The following is a 17,918-nucleotide window of genomic DNA, read 5'->3' on the forward strand; positions in this document are numbered from 1 at the left end:
CTGAATGTTAACCAAGGAGAGTGTTTATGAAACCTCATATGAAACGTGGCCTGACAAAAGTCGCGCTGGCACTGATGCTGGCTGGATACTGTGCCGTACCAGTCGCTATGGCGGAAGATGCTGCCTGGGTCGCCAGTGGAACGACAGCTGAATTCGAGGGGACCATACCCTGGCTCTATCGCGAAGGGGGGAATGCTACGATTAACTCGGAAGATGCGGATCACATCAAAGTGACATCTGATAGTAAAGGTATCCGTCCTGCAGGTAGCGAGTCTGATAAACGCCTTTACTCAGGGGATACCATCACGCTGGGTTGGGATATCGGCGATACCGAAGGGGATATCGATGATGGTTCCGCAGGCATTGATGCGAAAACGACGGCGACCATCAAATGGTACAGCTACAGTGATAATGCGGGTGGCGGTAAAACGGAGTTGACTGCGGCGGCAGGAAAAACCAGTTATAAAATCACCGATGGCGATCGTGGACGCTATATCGGTGTTGAAATCCAGCCTATCACTCAGACCGGTAATCCCTTCCAGGGAACTTCGCTGACTCTGCTGGATATTTCTACGGCCAGCGGTGGCGGCAGCGATACGGATAATGTCGATCCTGGTCCGGTTGTTAACCAGAACCTGAAAGTTGCCATCTTCGAGAAAGACACCAGTACCAACCTTATCGGTGGTAATACAGCCATTGCGCTTAACAAAACGTATGTGGCCAAACTGTACTCGGATGAAAACCAGAACGGTAAATACGACGCGGGTACGGATGTGGACGTTACCGCTAACTACGACTTTGCGTGGGTCTTTAACGGTAACAGTAAACAACTTGCGGCGGCGGGCGGTATTGCCAACGCCAGCTTCGATAACAATGACATTGTTATTCCGCAAACTAACGAACAAGCAAGAACCAGCCTTAACGGTAGTGACCGTAATGGTAAGACCGGCCTTGCAATCCCGGCAAACGGCGACGGCGTTCAGGGCTATACGCTGTCTATCATTTACAAACACCACTAATGCGCACAACAGCATTCCCGTATGGGAATGCTGTTTTCCGCCTGTTTTGCTTAGCGACGCGTTAAGCAAAACGGGTTGACGTTTTGTTTATCATGCTGGAGTTTTCTACATGTCGGTATGTCTGAAACCAGGAAAAATCATTGTGCTTCTGGGCATGTTGGCAGCCTTTATGCTGTCTGACTTTGCACGGGCAGAGGTGGAATGGCAGACATATCCTGGTTCTACAGGCGAGTTTAACGGTACAGTTCCTATTGCCGATAGCGCCAGCGTACCCGTTTATCAGGGAAGCGTTCAGCTTGATCCTGCTGCATCTCATGATGTGGCGTTTTCTGCTAAACCGAATGAATTTAGCGTTGACGATGACGCTGCTAACCTGATAGTTGCTAATCCTCAGGACAGTGAAGGCGACCAGTTTTCTACACCACCTGCGCTGCGCTGGGAAAACCAGACGCCGCCGACCGTCAGTCTGGTGTGGGCGGATGCCGCCACGCCGGATACGCCGCTCAATCCACAGCCCATCGCCAACCGCAGCTTTTGCGCGCAAGGTCTGGCCGGGCGTTCGCTGGTGGCCTGGCCACAGATTGATGCGCAGCAGACCATTCCACTGCTTTATCTGCTGACCTCGACCGGTTATCCCTATGAGGGGACGGTGGTGCTGGCTGACCAGAAAGTGACGCTGAATATCGCGCCCGCGCAGGGCGATTTAATTTCGGTGAGCGCCAGTGGTTATAACGAAACGCTCGGCGCGGCAAAAACCACCGTTGGCGGCACTATCACGCTGACCGTCACCACCAAAGATTGTCAGGGTAACGTCGCGGGTAATATTCCATTTATTATCAAGCGTAAAGATGCCCAAAACCGTCAGGGCGCGGTAAATAATACCGCGCCGGTGGTGCTGGATAGCACCGAGTTAACGACGACGGTAACCGAGTATCGTGGCACATCGGATGCTAACGGTACGGCAACCATCACGGTGACCCAGCCTAACGGCCCCGGTGTTAAAACGCCGCTGGTAGTCGGCATTTCCGGCATTGCACAAACCAGTGAGGCGGCGGTGATCTTTACCGTGCTCACCAGCCCGGACGTGGCGCAGGCCACGATGTGGGGCCATATGGCGGAGACGGTGGAAGCCCATGGTTACACGTTCAGTAGACCAAAACTGGCGGCGGAAGTCAGTAACGAAAATGCCACGGTCGTCGATCACAATGAAACCTGGTCCACCTTTACCTGGAGCGGCGCAGATAGCCATTGCACCGTGCTGCCGGGCATGCGCCACTTCGGCGCACTGGCGACGGTGATTCCCTCCACGGTACAGACTGTGCTCGGCTGGCCGATGCAGGGCGATTATTACTGGTCATCGCTGGCGGGGCTTACCGGGCAGCACCATGCGGCAGATGTCTCTAACCGTGGCGAAACGCAGAAGCCGGACAGCACCACGTTCCTCGTGAGCTGCGTGGATAAGCCCGCGCCTGACGTCGAGCCGAAAATCGTCCTCACGCCAGAAAACTATGATGACACGGCGCAGGCGATGAAAGCGAAGGTGGGCGAGGATGCGACGATGCGTCTGGCCATCACCGACACGAAAAACAACGATCAACCGCTGGCGTATTACTACTTCTCGCTACATCTGGATGATGGCGTCAATCGTAAGAATCAAACCGACACTGCCTGGGAAGCCCATCCGGTACAGATTGCTGGCGGCAGTAATTTTCGCCAGGTCGACGCACATACCTATGAAGGCATGACCGACGCCAACGGCCAGGCTTCGCTCACCCTGAGCCAGCCCGGCGGCGCGGGGGTGAAAACCCATATCACGGCAAGAATGCGCAGCGATTTTAACGCCACAGATGCCAAAGATGTGATTTTTACCGTAATCACCAGCCCGGACAGCGACAAAGCGCGGATGTGGGGCCATATGCGCGGCATTATTGAGTCCGGCAGTTTGTATAAACGCCCGTTGCTGGCGGATGAAACCGAGCATGAATTGGGAACAGTGCGGGAAAATAACGAAGACTGGGCGCTCTACGATCAAAACACCAGTATGCAGGCGGAATGCGGCGTCGGTCATATACCGCGCCAGAGCTCACTGGAAAGCCTGTTTTCAGCCCATCCCGGTAACGCGATTGGTACTGAATATGGCTGGCCCACTGCACAACAGGGCTATTTAAGCGCGGTGGAGCAAGCCACGCATTCATCGGTGGATCTGGGGAACGGGAGCGTCGACAGCTATTCCGGCTTTAAGCCGAATTACCTCTCCTGTTCGGGTAATGAGATGGTAGCGAATGTTGAAGTCAGCACCGATCATGATGTGTCTGTTGGCACCCAAGCGCAAGCCAAAGTGGGTGACACCATTGTGATGACCGTGCGTACGATTAACTCGCTCAATAATATCCCTGTACCCTTTACTGCATTCACCATTACCAAAGGTATGGGGTATAACCGAGCGGGGCAGGTGAGCGGGTTTGATGACCCGAGCAGTGGTGCAATCACGATGGATAACACGCAATACGGCACATCACAGTCATCGAAGGTTTATGCGGGAATAACCGATGCCCGGGGCGTGGCGACGGTCGAGATTAAGCAACCACAGGGCGTCGGGCTAAAAACGGTGCTGAGCGTAACGCCGGTAAATTCCTACCTGCCGAATACCGTTAACTACAGCGTTATTTTTACTACCCCAACCAGCCCGGACGTTACCGGCGCGCAGATGTGGGGCCATATGGATGAAACGATCACCGTTGATTCATCAACCTTTACCCGGCCTAAACTGGCGTCGGAAGTCGCCAGCCCGGACGGAACCCTGACCGAAAATAACGAAATCTGGGCGCGCGTGAGCCAGGCCAATACGTCCAGTACCAGTAAAGGTGGCTGCGACACCAATATGTTGCCACGTCGTTCCCAGCTAAGTGCGCTGTATAACGCCAACAGTGGTAACGCGGTGCAAACGGCGCACGGTTGGCCAACACAGCGTCAGCCTTACTGGAGCAACTCACCGGCAGATAAAACTCCACACTTTTTCACGATAGCGCTGAACGATGGCGCACAAACTATTGGCGGCGATACGCCGGTTTACGTCAGTTGCCTGAAGACGGCGAACAAACCTGCCAGCAGCATTACGCTGGAGGTGGTTGATAAAGCGCAATGGAATACCGGGAATAGCGCGGCAACGCTGAAAAAAGGCGAGACGCTACAGGTTAAAGTGACGGTAAAAGACGCACAGGGCAACGCGTTAGCGGATATGCCATTTACCCTCAATCGCGGTGATGGCTATACCCGTAGCGGCGAAAAACATGTGGCGGGCAGCGGCGATGCGCTGGTTGCGCCGGTGGTAGTCAATGGCGGGCTGGCAGATGAAACCACGTTGAACGACACTGCAACGGTGTATACCGCCATGACCGACAATGACGGCAGCAAAATTCTCAATATTACCCGCCCGGATACTCACGGCACCAAAACGGCGCTGACGGCAATGCTTTACTCTGATGCGACGAAAAAATCCAGCATCGACACAATCTTTACGGTGGTGACCAGCCCGGATAGCCGCCTGGCAAAAATGTGGGGACATATGCCGGAAACGGTGACTGCTGCGGACGGTACGGTATTTAAGCGCCCGCTGTTGTTGAAGGAACTGGCCTATCAGACTGGGCGAACATCAACGTCTGAAGACAATGAAAACTGGGCGTTGTTTAACATTAATTATGCAAGTTTTTCCACGACGTACAGCGGCTGTGGAACCAACTATATTCCGACTCAGGCCGGTCTGACGTCACTGTTTGCTAATAATGCGGGCAACACCATGAAAACCGTGCAGGGCTGGCCGGTGGCAACGCGCTATTTATCCAACACTTCCGACAACGGCAGCATGGAGCAGCGTAACTACAAGGCGGTAGATCTCAGCAATGGCACGAGTGCGGCAGTGTCATCAACGACGCTGGAGCTGCTGACCTGCCAGACCGCGCCGATAGCCGCGGTGAGCCAAATCCTGCTGGAAGCGGCAGATCCGGTGACGCTGGATACCACCTATAACGTGGTAAAAGCGAAAAAAAGCGAAGAATCCGTGGTGCGCGTCATCACCAAAGATGCGCAAGGCAACCTTGTGGGCAATACGGCATTTATCCTGACGCGAGCCAACAGTGTAAGTCGGGCTAATTCATCGGCGACGATGAGTGTGGGCGCGCTGACGGTGACGGATGCGTGGGGAAATACGCGAAATAATTTCCAGTCAACGAGTGAAACCATTTACGGCGTGACCGGTGCCGACGGGTCAACGACATTTACCCTAAAACAGGATAACAGTACCGGGTTAAGAACCGATCTCACGGCAAAACTGGATACGTCCAGCAGCGTCAAGGCGATGCTACCGGTGGTCTTTACCGTCGTGACCAGCCCGGATTCGCCAAAAGCGAATTTTTGGGGACATATGGCCGAAACGGTGACGGCCTCCGATGGTTCGGTTTATAAGCGACCGTTGCTGTTTGGCGAGCTTACCAACAACTATGCACGATATAGCACGTTTGAGAACGGTGAAAGTTGGGCAAGATTCACCTCGACTCAGTCGGCTGACACCAGCATGAATGGGTGTGGTACAGATTATATGCCAACGCTGGATGGTCTGAAGTCTTTGTATGACGCCAATAGAGGTAATGCGATGAATACGGTACAGGGATGGCCGGTAAATATGAGTTATCTCACCAATACCCCGAGTAATACACAAACAGGGAGCCGTTACTACAATGTGGTGCAACTAAATTCTGGCGCAGTTTCGCAAATCGTATCCACCGTGCTGGCGTTACAAACCTGCCGTACAACGCCGTTGATGACTGCCAGCCAGATTACGCTGGAAGCCTCAGACCCCGGGCAGTTTGTCAGCATTGACAGCACACTTAGCGCCGTCAAAGCGAAGAAGGGGGATGAGGTGTCGATCCGCATTTCGACTAAAGATGCGCAGGGGAATTTAGTCGGCAATACGCCGTTTGCCCTGAAACACGCGAACTCGATCAATCGTCAGAATGTGACGTCATCGCAGAAAGTGTCAGTCACGACTGCGGCGGGTGCGACGGTGGATACCAGTGCAACGACCATCCTGTATGGTGTAACAGGGCCAGATGGAACCACTACGATGACGCTCCGACAGGATGCTTCCACTGGGTTAAGAACCGACTTTTATGCTCTATTAAACGATACTGGCGTGTCGTCGGACACCTTGTCGGTGATCTTTACCGTCACCACCAGCCCGGATACGCCGCTGGCGACCAATTGGGGCCATATGGCGGAAACCTTTACCAGCAGCGAAGGCGTCACCTTCAAACGGCCTTTCCTCAAAGCCGAACTCTCTGGCGGTACGGCGAAAACGGCCAATAATGAAGTCTGGTCGCTCCTGACCGCGACTGAGAAAGCGGACGTCAGCAAGGCTGGGTGTGATGAGGCGTATCAACCGCTGACGACTGATATGCAGGGGCTGTATGTCGATTATCCCAATGGTCAACTGGCAACGGTGCTCGGCTTGCCGACTGCTGCAGGGAACTGGTGGGATTATGACATGATGGCGGTAGCGGGCGGTAGCTGGAGTAACCAGGCGTTTGTTCCGGGAAATGGTCAGTTGATTCAGGCATCGTCCAGCTATACGGCGATAGTGATGTGTTTGGTAGAGCCTCATACGGAAGCAGTCACAATAGAGCTTACCTCAACGGCGCAGGATGCAGCAAAATCGCTCAGCAATGATGGACGACCGAGCGCTGTAGCGAAGAAAGGTGAGCTGATTCCGTTGACGGTGACCGTGCGTGATAGCGCCGGGAACCCGATGCCATATGCCGACTTTACCCTTTCGCGTGAAACGACGCTGGATCGCGCGAAAGCAACCGTTAACACGAGTGCAGACGATCTTACCGTAACGGCATTGGTTCCGGTGAGTAGGGATAGCGTGTTGACAGCAAGTGGAGCAAAAACTCTCGCAACGACGGGCAGTGATGGCACAGCCACCTTTGAGGTTGGGCAGTACTCTACTACCGGGTTGGCGACGCCGTTAACCGTGACGCTGGCGCGTGATACAACGAAAGTCGCCACGCTGGATGTTATCTACACGGTGATTACCAGCCCAGATTCACCGAGTGCTAAATTCTGGGGGCATATGCCGGACACCTTTACCAGTTCGGCGGGCGTCACCTTCAAACGACCCCTGCTGAAAACCGAAACCAGCTCAGGCTTATCGATTAGTTCTAACGGCGAAGTTTGGTCGTATATGAGCAACTTGCAAAATTTAACATCTACAGATTGCCCACTCGAGAATCAACCGCGCAGTAAGGAACTGTTGGATTTGTATAGTGATCATCCGAACGGCGCAATAATGACTGACCTTGGGTTACCGATGAATGCGGGTAACTGGTGGGCTTATGATATGGCCATACTGGGTACAACAACGTGGTCTTATCAGACTGTCAGCCTGAGAACAGGAGCTATCGCGAAGAATTCTGCAACCAACGCACTGATGCTCTGTCTGGCGCAGCCGCATCCGGCAGGCGTTAGCGTAACATTGACGTCATCCGCACTGGATGACGCCAGAACCCTCAGCAATGGCGGCCGACCTAGCGCGTCAGTGAAAAAAGATAACCCATTGCCAATTGTGGTTATGGTCAAAGATCGTGATGGCAACCCGCTGGCGGGCGAAGCGATAACGCTCAGGCGTGATAATGCGATGAGCCGCTCAGGAACCATTGTAAACACGGCAGCAAATGTGATGGTATTGACGGAACTGGCACCCGTGTCGGCAACATTCACTCTCGCCTCACACGGCACGCAATGGCTTGGTTTTACCGGCAGCGATGGTACGGCGATATTCAATGTTGAACAGCCTGATACTGTCGGCCTGGCAACACCGTTTACCGCCATCCTGGCACGTGATACGGAAACCACCACTGTCCTTGATGCGATCTTCACCGTTGTCACCAGCCCTGATTCCGCAATGGCGGCCTACTGGGGTCATATGCCGGATACGGTAACGGCAGAAAACGGTGTGGTCTTTGAAAGACCTAAATTGTGGAAAGAGCTGCCGTCGACATCAGGGGTTAGCAAGGTCAATAGTAACAATGAAGTCTGGCCCGTGTTTAACGCAACGCAGAGGGCTGACAGCAATCTCAGCCCTTGTGAAGCGGCACGTCGGCCATTGAGTGATGATTTAGAATCGCTCTATGCTCGCTATCCGGGGAACACGCTGACGACACAAATCGGTTGGTCTACGCAGTATACATGGTGGGCGCTGGATAACTGGCTGGGAGGCAGTAATCCGCAGGTAGTCGGTCTGAATAATGGTTCAGCGTGGGGGACGGTGAATACCGCGTATCAAGGGTGCCTGGTTAACCCGCGTGCGACTGTCTCCAGCGTCACGTTGACATCGACGGCACTGGATAGCAGTACGCAGGCGGCGAAGGTGAAAAAAGGCGACGCCGTTCCCGTTGTCGTTACCGTGAAAGACAGTGTCGGGAAACCAGTGCCGAATATTTCGTTTATCCTCAAACGTGGTGACGCTACGCCGCGTAATAGCGGGGCGACGTTGTATGGCGATGTGGATACAATGGACGATTTGACTGTACAACCCTCATCCGGTGCGGCAGTCACGTTGGCTGATAGCGGGAATACAATCGATGGAGTTACTGGAGCAGACGGTACAGCAAGTTTTACCGTTGGTCAGGATAATACGCCAGGATATAAAACGCCGTTGACGGTGACGCTGACGGATAACGCCACAATAACGGCGACGCTGGACACGATTTTCACCGTGCCGACCAGTCCTAATGTCGCCACGGCGTATTTCTGGGGTCATATGGCGGATACCGCCACGGTAAGTGGCAAGATGCTGCATCGCCCGCTATTAAAATCGGAGTTGCCGTCAGGGGTTACCGCAGCAGCAACGCCCAATGTGAATAATGAAACCTGGGCGCTGGCACATGTTATAGATTCCACTAAATGGGATGTCGCACGGCAGTGCGGTAGTATGAATAACGTGCCGAGCAGTGCCGAATTACAAACATTACACTCCGGCTTTAGCACATTGGGATGGCCGTCATCGATAAGCTTCCCGTATTTATCTACTGATAAGGCTGGATCGTTCTATTGTGGTGTTGAGGAAGGCTCTGGCAGTCTCAACTGTGGCATTCAGCCTGCGAAAACGCCGGGGTTTGCAACCTGTTTCCAATAACCTTGCCCACCCTATCAATATGAGGTTCCGAAAGCCTGATACGCAACGGGCTATCAGGTTTTTTTACGCGGCTTGCGGGTTTTCGTCACCGCACTCACTTCACTGACGACCACGCCATCTCCCAGTCGCGTGGTCAACGTATCGCCCACTTTCACCTGCTTCACCTGCTTCAACACTGCGCCATCGGCGGCGCTGGTGACGCTATAACCGCGCGCCAGCGTTGACAGCGGGCTAACCGCTTCGAGGTGTGTTACCGCGTTACCAAACCGTTCGCGCGTGGCGCTAAGCTGTGCGCGCAGGGTTTCTGCTAAACGATATTCCAGTTGCTGAATGCGCGTTTGCGCGCGATGAATACGCGACTGCGGATTTTGGTGGACGAGTTGCCGTGTTAATCGCTGCTGTTGCTGACCCGCGCGTTTAAGCTGATTCTCCAGCGCAAAGCTCATCCGCTTTTGCAGACGTTCGAGCATAGTTTGCTGGCGTGCCAGCCGGAGCTGCGGATGCTGTTGCTGCAAGCGGTGATGGATCTGCGTAAAGCGCCGCGTGCGATTGGCGAGATAATAGTCCATCGCCATTTCCAGCCGTTGACGGGCAGATTGCACCTGACGTAGCAATTCTTGCTGATTTCGGCTCACCACTTCAGCGGCGGCTGACGGCGTTGGCGCACGCAGATCAGCAACAAAGTCGGCAATCGTCACATCGGTTTCATGCCCGACGGCGCTGACTATCGGAATGCGACTGGCAAAAATCGCCCGCGCCACGCGTTCGTCGTTAAAGCTCCATAAATCTTCCAGCGAACCGCCGCCACGGCCAACGATCAACACGTCACACTCGTTGCGCTTATTCGCCAGTTCAATGGCACGAACGATTTGCCCCGGCGCATCATCCCCCTGTACGGCGGTGGGGTAGATGATCACCGGCAGAGAAGGATCGCGACGTTTTAACACATGCAAAATATCATGTAGTGTAGCACCGGTTTTTGAGGTGATCACACCAACGCAATGCGCAGGGGAGGGGAGTGATTTTTTGTATTGCAGATCGAACAAACCTTCAGCCTGCAACTTCGCTTTAAGCTGTTCGTACTTCTGTTGCAGCAATCCCTCACCGGCCGGCTGCATACTTTCGACGATAATTTGATAATCGCCGCGCGGCTCGTAGAGTGTAATATTGGCGCGAACTAAAACCTGTTGCCCGTGCTGTGGGTGGAAGGTGACCCGGCGGTTGCTGTTGCGGAACATCGCACAGCGCACCTGCGCGGTATCGTCTTTAAGCGTAAAGTACCAGTGACCGGAGGCTGGTTGTGTAAAATTAGAGATTTCGCCGCTGATCCACACCTGCCCCATCTCATGCTCAAGCAGCAGACGAACCGTTTGATTCAGGCGGCTAACGGTAAAAATTGCAGGGGATTGAGAAGGTAACATGTGAGCGAGATCAAATTCTAAATCAGCAGGTTATTCAGTCGATAGTAACCCGCCCTCCGGGGATAGCAAGCATTTTTTGCAAAAAGGGGTAGATGCAATCGGTTACGCTCTGTATAATGCCGCGGCAATATTTATTAACCACTCTGGTCGAGATATTGCCCATGCTACGTATCGCTAAAGAAGCTCTGACGTTTGACGACGTTCTCCTCGTTCCTGCTCATTCTACCGTTCTGCCAAATACTGCTGACCTCAGCACTCAGCTGACGAAAACTATTCGTCTGAATATCCCTATGCTTTCCGCAGCAATGGATACCGTAACGGAAGCGCGCCTGGCTATTGCTCTGGCTCAGGAAGGCGGTATCGGCTTTATCCACAAAAACATGTCCATTGAACGCCAGGCAGAAGAAGTTCGCCGTGTGAAAAAACACGAATCTGGCGTGGTAACCGATCCGCAGACCGTACTGCCAACTACGACGCTGCGTGAAGTGAAAGAACTGACCGAGCGTAACGGCTTTGCTGGCTACCCGGTTGTTACCGAAGAAAACGAACTGGTCGGCATTATCACCGGTCGTGACGTGCGTTTTGTGACCGACTTGAGCCAGCCGGTTAGCGTTTACATGACGCCGAAAGAGCGTCTGGTAACCGTGCGTGAAGGCGAAGCCCGTGAAGTGGTGCTGGCAAAAATGCACGAAAAACGCGTTGAAAAAGCGCTGGTGGTTGATGATGAATTCCACCTGATCGGCATGATCACTGTTAAGGACTTCCAGAAAGCAGAACGTAAACCGAACGCGTGTAAAGACGAACAAGGCCGTCTGCGTGTAGGTGCAGCGGTTGGCGCGGGCGCTGGTAACGAAGAGCGTGTTGATGCGCTGGTTGCCGCAGGCGTTGACGTTCTGCTGATCGACTCCTCTCACGGTCACTCTGAAGGTGTTCTGCAGCGTATCCGTGAAACTCGCGCTAAATATCCTGACCTGCAAATCATCGGCGGCAACGTGGCAACTGCTGCAGGTGCCCGCGCGCTGGCAGAAGCCGGTTGCAGTGCCGTTAAAGTGGGTATCGGCCCTGGTTCTATCTGTACGACGCGTATCGTGACTGGTGTCGGTGTTCCGCAGATCACCGCCGTTGCTGATGCAGTAGAAGCCCTGGAAGGTACCGGCATTCCGGTTATCGCTGACGGCGGTATCCGTTTCTCAGGCGATATCGCTAAAGCTATCGCCGCTGGCGCAAGCGCGGTGATGGTAGGTTCCATGCTGGCAGGTACTGAAGAATCTCCGGGTGAAATCGAACTCTACCAGGGCCGTTCTTACAAATCTTACCGTGGTATGGGTTCCCTGGGCGCGATGTCCAAAGGTTCTTCTGACCGTTACTTCCAGAGCGACAACGCTGCCGACAAACTGGTGCCGGAAGGTATCGAAGGTCGCGTAGCCTATAAAGGTCGCCTGAAAGAGATCATTCACCAGCAGATGGGCGGCCTGCGCTCCTGTATGGGCCTGACCGGCTGTGGTACTATCGACGAACTGCGTACTAAAGCGGAGTTTGTACGTATCAGCGGTGCGGGTATTCAGGAAAGCCACGTTCACGACGTGACCATTACTAAAGAGTCCCCGAACTACCGTCTGGGCTCCTGATTCTCTTCGCCCGACTTCATGTCGGGCGATTTATATTATCTGTTTCACTTGCCTCGGAATAAGCGTCAATGACGGAAAACATTCATAAGCATCGCATCCTCATTCTGGACTTCGGTTCCCAGTATACTCAACTGGTTGCGCGCCGCGTGCGTGAACTGGGGGTTTACTGCGAACTGTGGGCGTGGGATGTGACAGAAGCACAAATTCGTGACTTCAATCCAAGCGGCATTATTCTTTCCGGCGGCCCGGAAAGTACTACTGAAGAAAACAGCCCGCGTGCGCCGCAGTATGTCTTTGAAGCAGGCGTACCGGTATTCGGCGTTTGCTATGGTATGCAGACCATGGCGATGCAGTTGGGCGGTCACGTTGAGGCTTCTAATGAACGTGAATTTGGCTACGCGCAGGTTGAAGTCGTAAACGACAGCGCACTGGTTCGCGGTATCGAAGATGCTCTGACCGCAGATGGTAAACCGCTGCTGGACGTCTGGATGAGCCACGGCGATAAAGTTACCGCTATCCCGTCCGACTTCGTCACCGTAGCCAGCACCGAAAGCTGCCCGTTTGCCATCATGGCCAACGAAGAAAAACGCTTCTATGGCGTACAGTTCCACCCGGAAGTGACTCACACCCGCCAGGGTATGCGCATGCTGGAGCGTTTTGTGCGTGATATCTGCCAGTGTGAAGCCCTGTGGACGCCAGCGAAAATTATCGACGACGCTGTAGCCCGCATCCGCGAGCAGGTAGGCGACGATAAAGTCATCCTCGGCCTCTCTGGTGGCGTGGATTCCTCCGTAACCGCAATGCTGTTGCACCGCGCTATCGGTAAAAACCTGACTTGCGTATTCGTCGACAACGGCCTGCTGCGTCTCAACGAAGCAGAGCAGGTTCTGGATATGTTTGGCGATCACTTTGGTCTGAACATTGTTCACGTACCGGCAGAAGATCGCTTCTTGTCAGCGCTGGCTGGCGAAAACGATCCGGAAGCAAAACGTAAAATCATCGGGCGCGTTTTCGTTGAAGTATTCGATGAAGAAGCGCTGAAACTGGAAGACGTGAAGTGGCTGGCGCAGGGCACCATCTACCCTGACGTTATCGAATCTGCTGCTTCTGCAACCGGTAAAGCACACGTCATCAAATCTCACCACAACGTGGGTGGGCTGCCGAAAGAGATGAAGATGGGCCTGGTTGAACCGCTGAAAGAGCTGTTCAAAGACGAAGTGCGTAAGATTGGTCTGGAGCTGGGCCTGCCGTATGACATGTTGTACCGTCACCCGTTCCCGGGACCAGGCCTTGGCGTTCGTGTTCTGGGGGAAGTGAAGAAAGAGTATTGTGACCTGCTGCGCCGTGCTGACGCCATCTTCATTGAAGAACTGCGTAAAGCGGACCTGTACGACAAAGTCAGCCAGGCGTTCACCGTCTTCCTGCCAGTACGTTCCGTTGGCGTAATGGGCGATGGTCGTAAGTATGACTGGGTTGTCTCTCTGCGTGCTGTCGAAACCATCGACTTTATGACCGCACACTGGGCACATCTGCCGTACGATTTCCTCGGTCGAGTTTCCAACCGCATTATCAATGAAGTGAATGGTATTTCCCGCGTGGTGTATGACATCAGCGGCAAGCCACCAGCAACTATTGAGTGGGAATGATTAACAGCTAACTCATAGCAACTCATTCCTATTCAGATACTAATTTAACCCTCTGTTTTTACAGAGGGTTTTTGTTTTTATGTATTCATTTCTATTCACTCTACACCATATTTTTCGTCGGTACAGGTGACGGTATTACCTTAAAGGTATACTCTCATGCCGTCATGAAAATGGTTTCTATACGGGTGAATTGTGCTTACCGATACAAAATTAAAAAACCTCAAGCCGCAGGACAAACTGTACAAGGTTTCCGATCGTGACGGGCTGTATGTAGCTGTGCTTACGTCAGGCACGGTCTCGTTTCGCTATGACTACCGTATCAACGGTCGCCGCGAAACACTGGTAATCGGGCAGTATGGGCGTGACGGTATCAGCCTGGCAGAAGCGCGAGAAGAACTGATTGCTGCAAAGAAGCTGCTTAAAGCAGGCCAGTCACCGGCTGCGGCTAAACGTGACGGTATCAAAAAGATTCGTGGTGCCGAGACGTTTGCGGTACATACCGACAGTTATATGAAACACGTCATCCTGGCTGACAGTACCCGCGCAATGAAACAGGCGGTGATCGACCGTGACATACTTCCGGTTCTTGGCAATAAAATGATGGCTGAAATTACCACATCGATGGTTCGTGATTTGTGTGACCGGATTGTCGAACGCGGTGGCCGGGCAACAGCAGTGCAGGCCAGGGAGATCATCAGTAGCGTATACCGTCACGCCAATGACCGTGGTCATGGTTTGTTTAATCCTGCGGCTGACATTAAACCTTCGTCTATCGCCATATTTAAACCACGAGAGCGAACACTGACACCAGAAGAAATTGGCCTGTTCTTCCGCACGCTGGATGCCATTGGTGCTATGGGCACTATGAAAATGGCTTTAAAACTGGTGCTTATCACTATGGTTCGTAAGGGCGAATTCACCAATGCAACGTGGGATGAAATAGATTTTAAAAAATGGACATGGACAATTCCTCCAGACCGCATGAAGGGAAGCCGGGCGCACGTTATTTACCTGCCTAAACAGGCACAGGATATATTGGTCGGGTTGCAGATGTGCGCTGGTGGAAGTGAATATCTGGTTCCTGGTCGTTACAATATCCGGAAGCCATTATCTAATGCCGCGCTGAACTCTCTGATCGACAGAACGGTGAAAATAATAAATGAAGATGGTGAGCATATTCAGGACTTCACTGTACATGATATGCGCCGTACAGCCAGTACGTTGTTGCATGAGGCTGGTTATCCTTCAGACTGGATTGAAAAGGCTCTGGCACATGAGCAGAAAGGTGTGCGCGCCGTATATAACAAAGCGGAATACGCCAGACAGCGCGCCTACATGTTGCAGCAGTGGGCCGATATGATTGATTCATGGATTGACGGGGAGCATACGGATCTGATTCCGTTCTCCCCGTCGAAGTTTGAGAAGTGGATGGCGGGGGAATAACGTTTAATAGTTCTGCTGATTTTCTTCCATCTCTGCTTCTGCTGCCAGTGATTCAATTTTGTTTTCGAATATTGCTGACAGTGTTGCAAATTCAGCATCAGTGACAGCGGGAATTGGAACAAACCTGATCCCGCTGTGTGCAAGCATGTTTGCAGTTTCAAGGCATTTTCTTAAATCTGCTGGTGATGCCCTGTTCATGCAGCACGCTCCCGCCCCTGGATGTCTGTTGGTGACAGCGGAGCATTGCTGAATGCATTTGTTAATCCGCCAATATCCAACGCGTATCCAGGGTGTAGTTGCACTGCCGGGTCTTCGCACTGATTACCCCAAACATCGAAGCCATGAGACGTCTGGCGGGCGAACAGTTCAATGCGAGAAACATCGCCTAATAATTGCACAAGTTTTTCACGAACGATATCTGGCTTTCTTGAATGCTCAAGCCGCGGTGCGGTAAATGACTGAACGATCCCTGCATTAATGCGCGTAGGTAGTTTTCCCTTTACCGCAAACAGGCAATCTTCACTATTGGCGCGAGTCATGTGTCCCATACCCATAACCAGTTTATCTGGTTGTCGACTACCACATTTTATCCACGTGAAGCCCTTCATCGTCATCAGACGGAATCCCCAGGCTTCAACAACTTTTAGTGCTTCGAGTGGTTGTGTTGGCACCCACCACATGGCCAACAGACAGTTTTCATCGGCCAAATCCCACACAGGAAGGCGGCAGATATCCAGCACACTCATAACCGGATATTTAAAACCGGCACCGCGATTACCATCTGCGGCTTTGTCCCGGTATACCCAGGGTGGATCTGCATAGATTAGTGTGTATTTCTTAGTCATAAACCACCCCACAACATCCTATGCCGCTATAGTCGCCACGGCGAAGGCCGTTACCTTTTGTGATACATTGGTCCCTGCGAACCGCGATCCTTGCACGTTCAACATCACCAGAAGCAACATCCATACACTGAAGCCAAAGGTGAGCGGCAATGCGGAATTGCCCTTTTTTCTCTCTTTCAATCGCGCGTTTTTCGATCTCTATCGCCGCAGGAGTAACGGCGACAATCTTTGACGGACTGCGCATTGAAACCTTATTCATGTGATATTTTTCAAGTCGGCTTAACTTTCTCACTTAATCCAACCCTCTCTGAAAATTAATGCCAGCAGATAAAGCCATGCTGAAACAGAGGCCAGGAATAAGTACCATCCTGACCATTTGCTCCAGTGCCTTAGCAGCGCACTCATGCAGCGTTGCTCACGGGACGATATACACGTTGCTGAACAGGAGGCTTTTTACCCTGGAACTCTGCCGGGCTTGCTGCCTGACGTTCATCAAGCCAACGCTCAACTTCATCACGGTTCCATGCGCAGCGTTTATCGGTGATATACCAGCGTTTAGGAAATTCCCCTGCGCGCTCCATACGGTCGATAGTGCTCCATGACAGTGGCACCACCGCCAGGAGTTCTTTCTTACCTAATGCACCTTTCATGAATACCTCTCTTGGTTGCAGTGCGGCGCACGTGGCGCCGCGGTGGTGGTTACTCGAATTCTGGACGCATATCGTTAAGCGTCATCATGAATTTTTGGTGATATTCATCACCGAGCTTTTCAGCCATGGTGTTAATTTCATTTTCAGCGCGCTTGAACATCGTTTTTGCATCTTCAGCAGATGGATCCAGGCTATTAAGTATCGCGATGATATATTCTCGAGCTTCTTCTCGTTCTGAATCTGAAATTGGCGACAGGTGTTGACGCTCATCGTCAACTACGGAATATTCACCAGTGATAACAGCTGCGTTATCTTGGCTAAGTCCAGCTTCAGCGCGCTCATCCATAACAACAGCCTTCTGCATTTCAATAGAAACAGGAAGATATTTGAACAGTCGGCGAATTACTGTTTTTTTAGCCATCTCATCGAAGTGATCAACCCATGGGCCACTGCTACCGGCTTTGCTCAGTGCACGAACTTTCTCAACGTCTGCCCGGCTCATAACTTCAAATTGGACTCCGCCATCTTTCAGTCGTGCAACGGCGTAAACGTGCGTTAATTCTCCGCGGTCACCTGTTTCGCAAGGTAAATGCTCGAGCGTTTCTTCCAGGCCGTATGAGTAGCTGAATTTGTCGTTTGTATGTACGGTACGAGCCGAGATACTCAGGATCTGCCCAGAGCGGCGGGCAAGGTCAATCATTCCGCGATAGCCGATAATCAGCTGTGCTTCTGTAGATACGGTTTCCCATCTTCCATTTACTTTCTGGCGTTTGTCGAACGGTATCAGGTAAGCGTGTCCAAGAGCTCCGCCTGGTTCAAGACCCAATTGGGCACATTGCATAATTGCCCCCAGGAAGCTGGCTTGGTCGCATGATGCAAGTTTTGGAACCTTTCTGATCTCTGTGGTTGCTATGCGCGCCAGACGGTCTGCTGTCATGTGCTTTGGAAGTGCCAAAGCCATCTGAGCTTTAATTTTTGGGTCTGCCAGAAGTCCGGCCAGAGTTGTTGGTTTCTCATTATGATGTGCAACTTGGTTACCGGTAGCCGCTGCCTTAAGTGCATTGATAGACATTTT

General features: G+C 52.6%; 11 protein-coding genes. 5 read left to right on the forward strand and 6 right to left on the reverse strand.

Annotated features, from left to right (window positions below):
* Window positions 1-26 precede the first annotated feature (26 nt).
* Both ACJHX4_RS20465 and ACJHX4_RS20470 read left to right on the forward strand, forming a co-directional pair.
* Window positions 27-1,019 (forward strand): SinI family autotransporter-associated protein, encoded by a 993-nt coding sequence (locus ACJHX4_RS20465; RefSeq protein ID WP_000802329.1) that lies wholly within the window; start codon window positions 27-29, stop codon window positions 1,017-1,019.
* 109 nt (window positions 1,020-1,128) lie between these two features.
* Window positions 1,129-9,210, forward strand: a complete 8,082-nt coding sequence (locus ACJHX4_RS20470; protein WP_000109687.1) for an adhesion domain-containing protein — start codon at window positions 1,129-1,131, stop codon at window positions 9,208-9,210.
* A gap of 53 nt (window positions 9,211-9,263) precedes the next feature.
* Here the strand turns inward: ACJHX4_RS20470 and xseA are convergent, their stop codons facing one another.
* The gene (xseA, locus tag ACJHX4_RS20475) at window positions 9,264-10,631 is read right to left on the reverse strand and encodes an exodeoxyribonuclease VII large subunit (RefSeq protein WP_000937876.1); all 1,368 of its coding nucleotides are present in this window, start codon (window positions 10,629-10,631) and stop codon (window positions 9,264-9,266) included.
* Between the two features lie 161 nt (window positions 10,632-10,792).
* On the opposite strand from xseA, the gene guaB reads away from it, so the two are divergent.
* The 3 genes from guaB to ACJHX4_RS20490 all read left to right on the forward strand — a co-directional run bounded on the left by guaB (window position 10,793) and on the right by ACJHX4_RS20490 (window position 15,348).
* Window positions 10,793-12,259, forward strand: a complete 1,467-nt coding sequence (gene guaB, locus ACJHX4_RS20480; RefSeq protein WP_001296289.1) for an IMP dehydrogenase — start codon at window positions 10,793-10,795, stop codon at window positions 12,257-12,259.
* 68 nt (window positions 12,260-12,327) lie between these two features.
* Entirely contained in the window at window positions 12,328-13,905 is a 1,578-nt protein-coding gene (gene guaA / locus ACJHX4_RS20485) for a glutamine-hydrolyzing GMP synthase (RefSeq protein ID WP_000138282.1), read from the forward strand.
* A gap of 192 nt (window positions 13,906-14,097) precedes the next feature.
* Window positions 14,098-15,348, forward strand: a complete 1,251-nt coding sequence (locus tag ACJHX4_RS20490; protein ID WP_001531884.1) for a tyrosine-type recombinase/integrase — start codon at window positions 14,098-14,100, stop codon at window positions 15,346-15,348.
* 3 nt (window positions 15,349-15,351) lie between these two features.
* Here the strand turns inward: ACJHX4_RS20490 and ACJHX4_RS20495 are convergent, their stop codons facing one another.
* From ACJHX4_RS20495 to recT, 5 genes are all read right to left on the reverse strand, one after another.
* Window positions 15,352-15,546, reverse strand: coding sequence for a DUF1382 family protein (locus ACJHX4_RS20495; protein ID WP_001077943.1), 195 nt, complete (start codon window positions 15,544-15,546; stop codon window positions 15,352-15,354).
* On the reverse strand, window positions 15,543-16,193 hold the full coding sequence (locus ACJHX4_RS20500) for an MT-A70 family methyltransferase (protein ID WP_024187597.1): 651 nt from the start codon (window positions 16,191-16,193) through the stop codon (window positions 15,543-15,545). Before ACJHX4_RS20500 ends, ACJHX4_RS20495 begins: the two co-directional genes overlap by 4 nt.
* The gene (locus tag ACJHX4_RS20505) at window positions 16,186-16,437 is read right to left on the reverse strand and encodes a PerC family transcriptional regulator (protein WP_001335975.1); all 252 of its coding nucleotides are present in this window, start codon (window positions 16,435-16,437) and stop codon (window positions 16,186-16,188) included. The genes ACJHX4_RS20500 and ACJHX4_RS20505 overlap by 8 nt, the downstream gene beginning before the upstream one ends.
* Before the next feature lie 157 nt (window positions 16,438-16,594).
* Window positions 16,595-16,843 carry a helix-turn-helix transcriptional regulator gene (locus tag ACJHX4_RS20510; RefSeq protein WP_000675390.1) on the reverse strand — a complete coding sequence of 83 codons (249 nt, stop codon included), beginning with the start codon at window positions 16,841-16,843 and terminating at the stop codon, window positions 16,595-16,597.
* A gap of 49 nt (window positions 16,844-16,892) precedes the next feature.
* Entirely contained in the window at window positions 16,893-17,915 is a 1,023-nt protein-coding gene (gene recT, locus ACJHX4_RS20515) for a recombination protein RecT (protein WP_000026205.1), read from the reverse strand.
* Between the last annotated feature and the right edge of the window lie 3 nt (window positions 17,916-17,918).

This window comes from Escherichia sp. WS2035 (assembly GCF_046487065.1).
Classification (GTDB): Bacteria; Pseudomonadota; Gammaproteobacteria; order Enterobacterales; family Enterobacteriaceae; genus Escherichia; species Escherichia coli.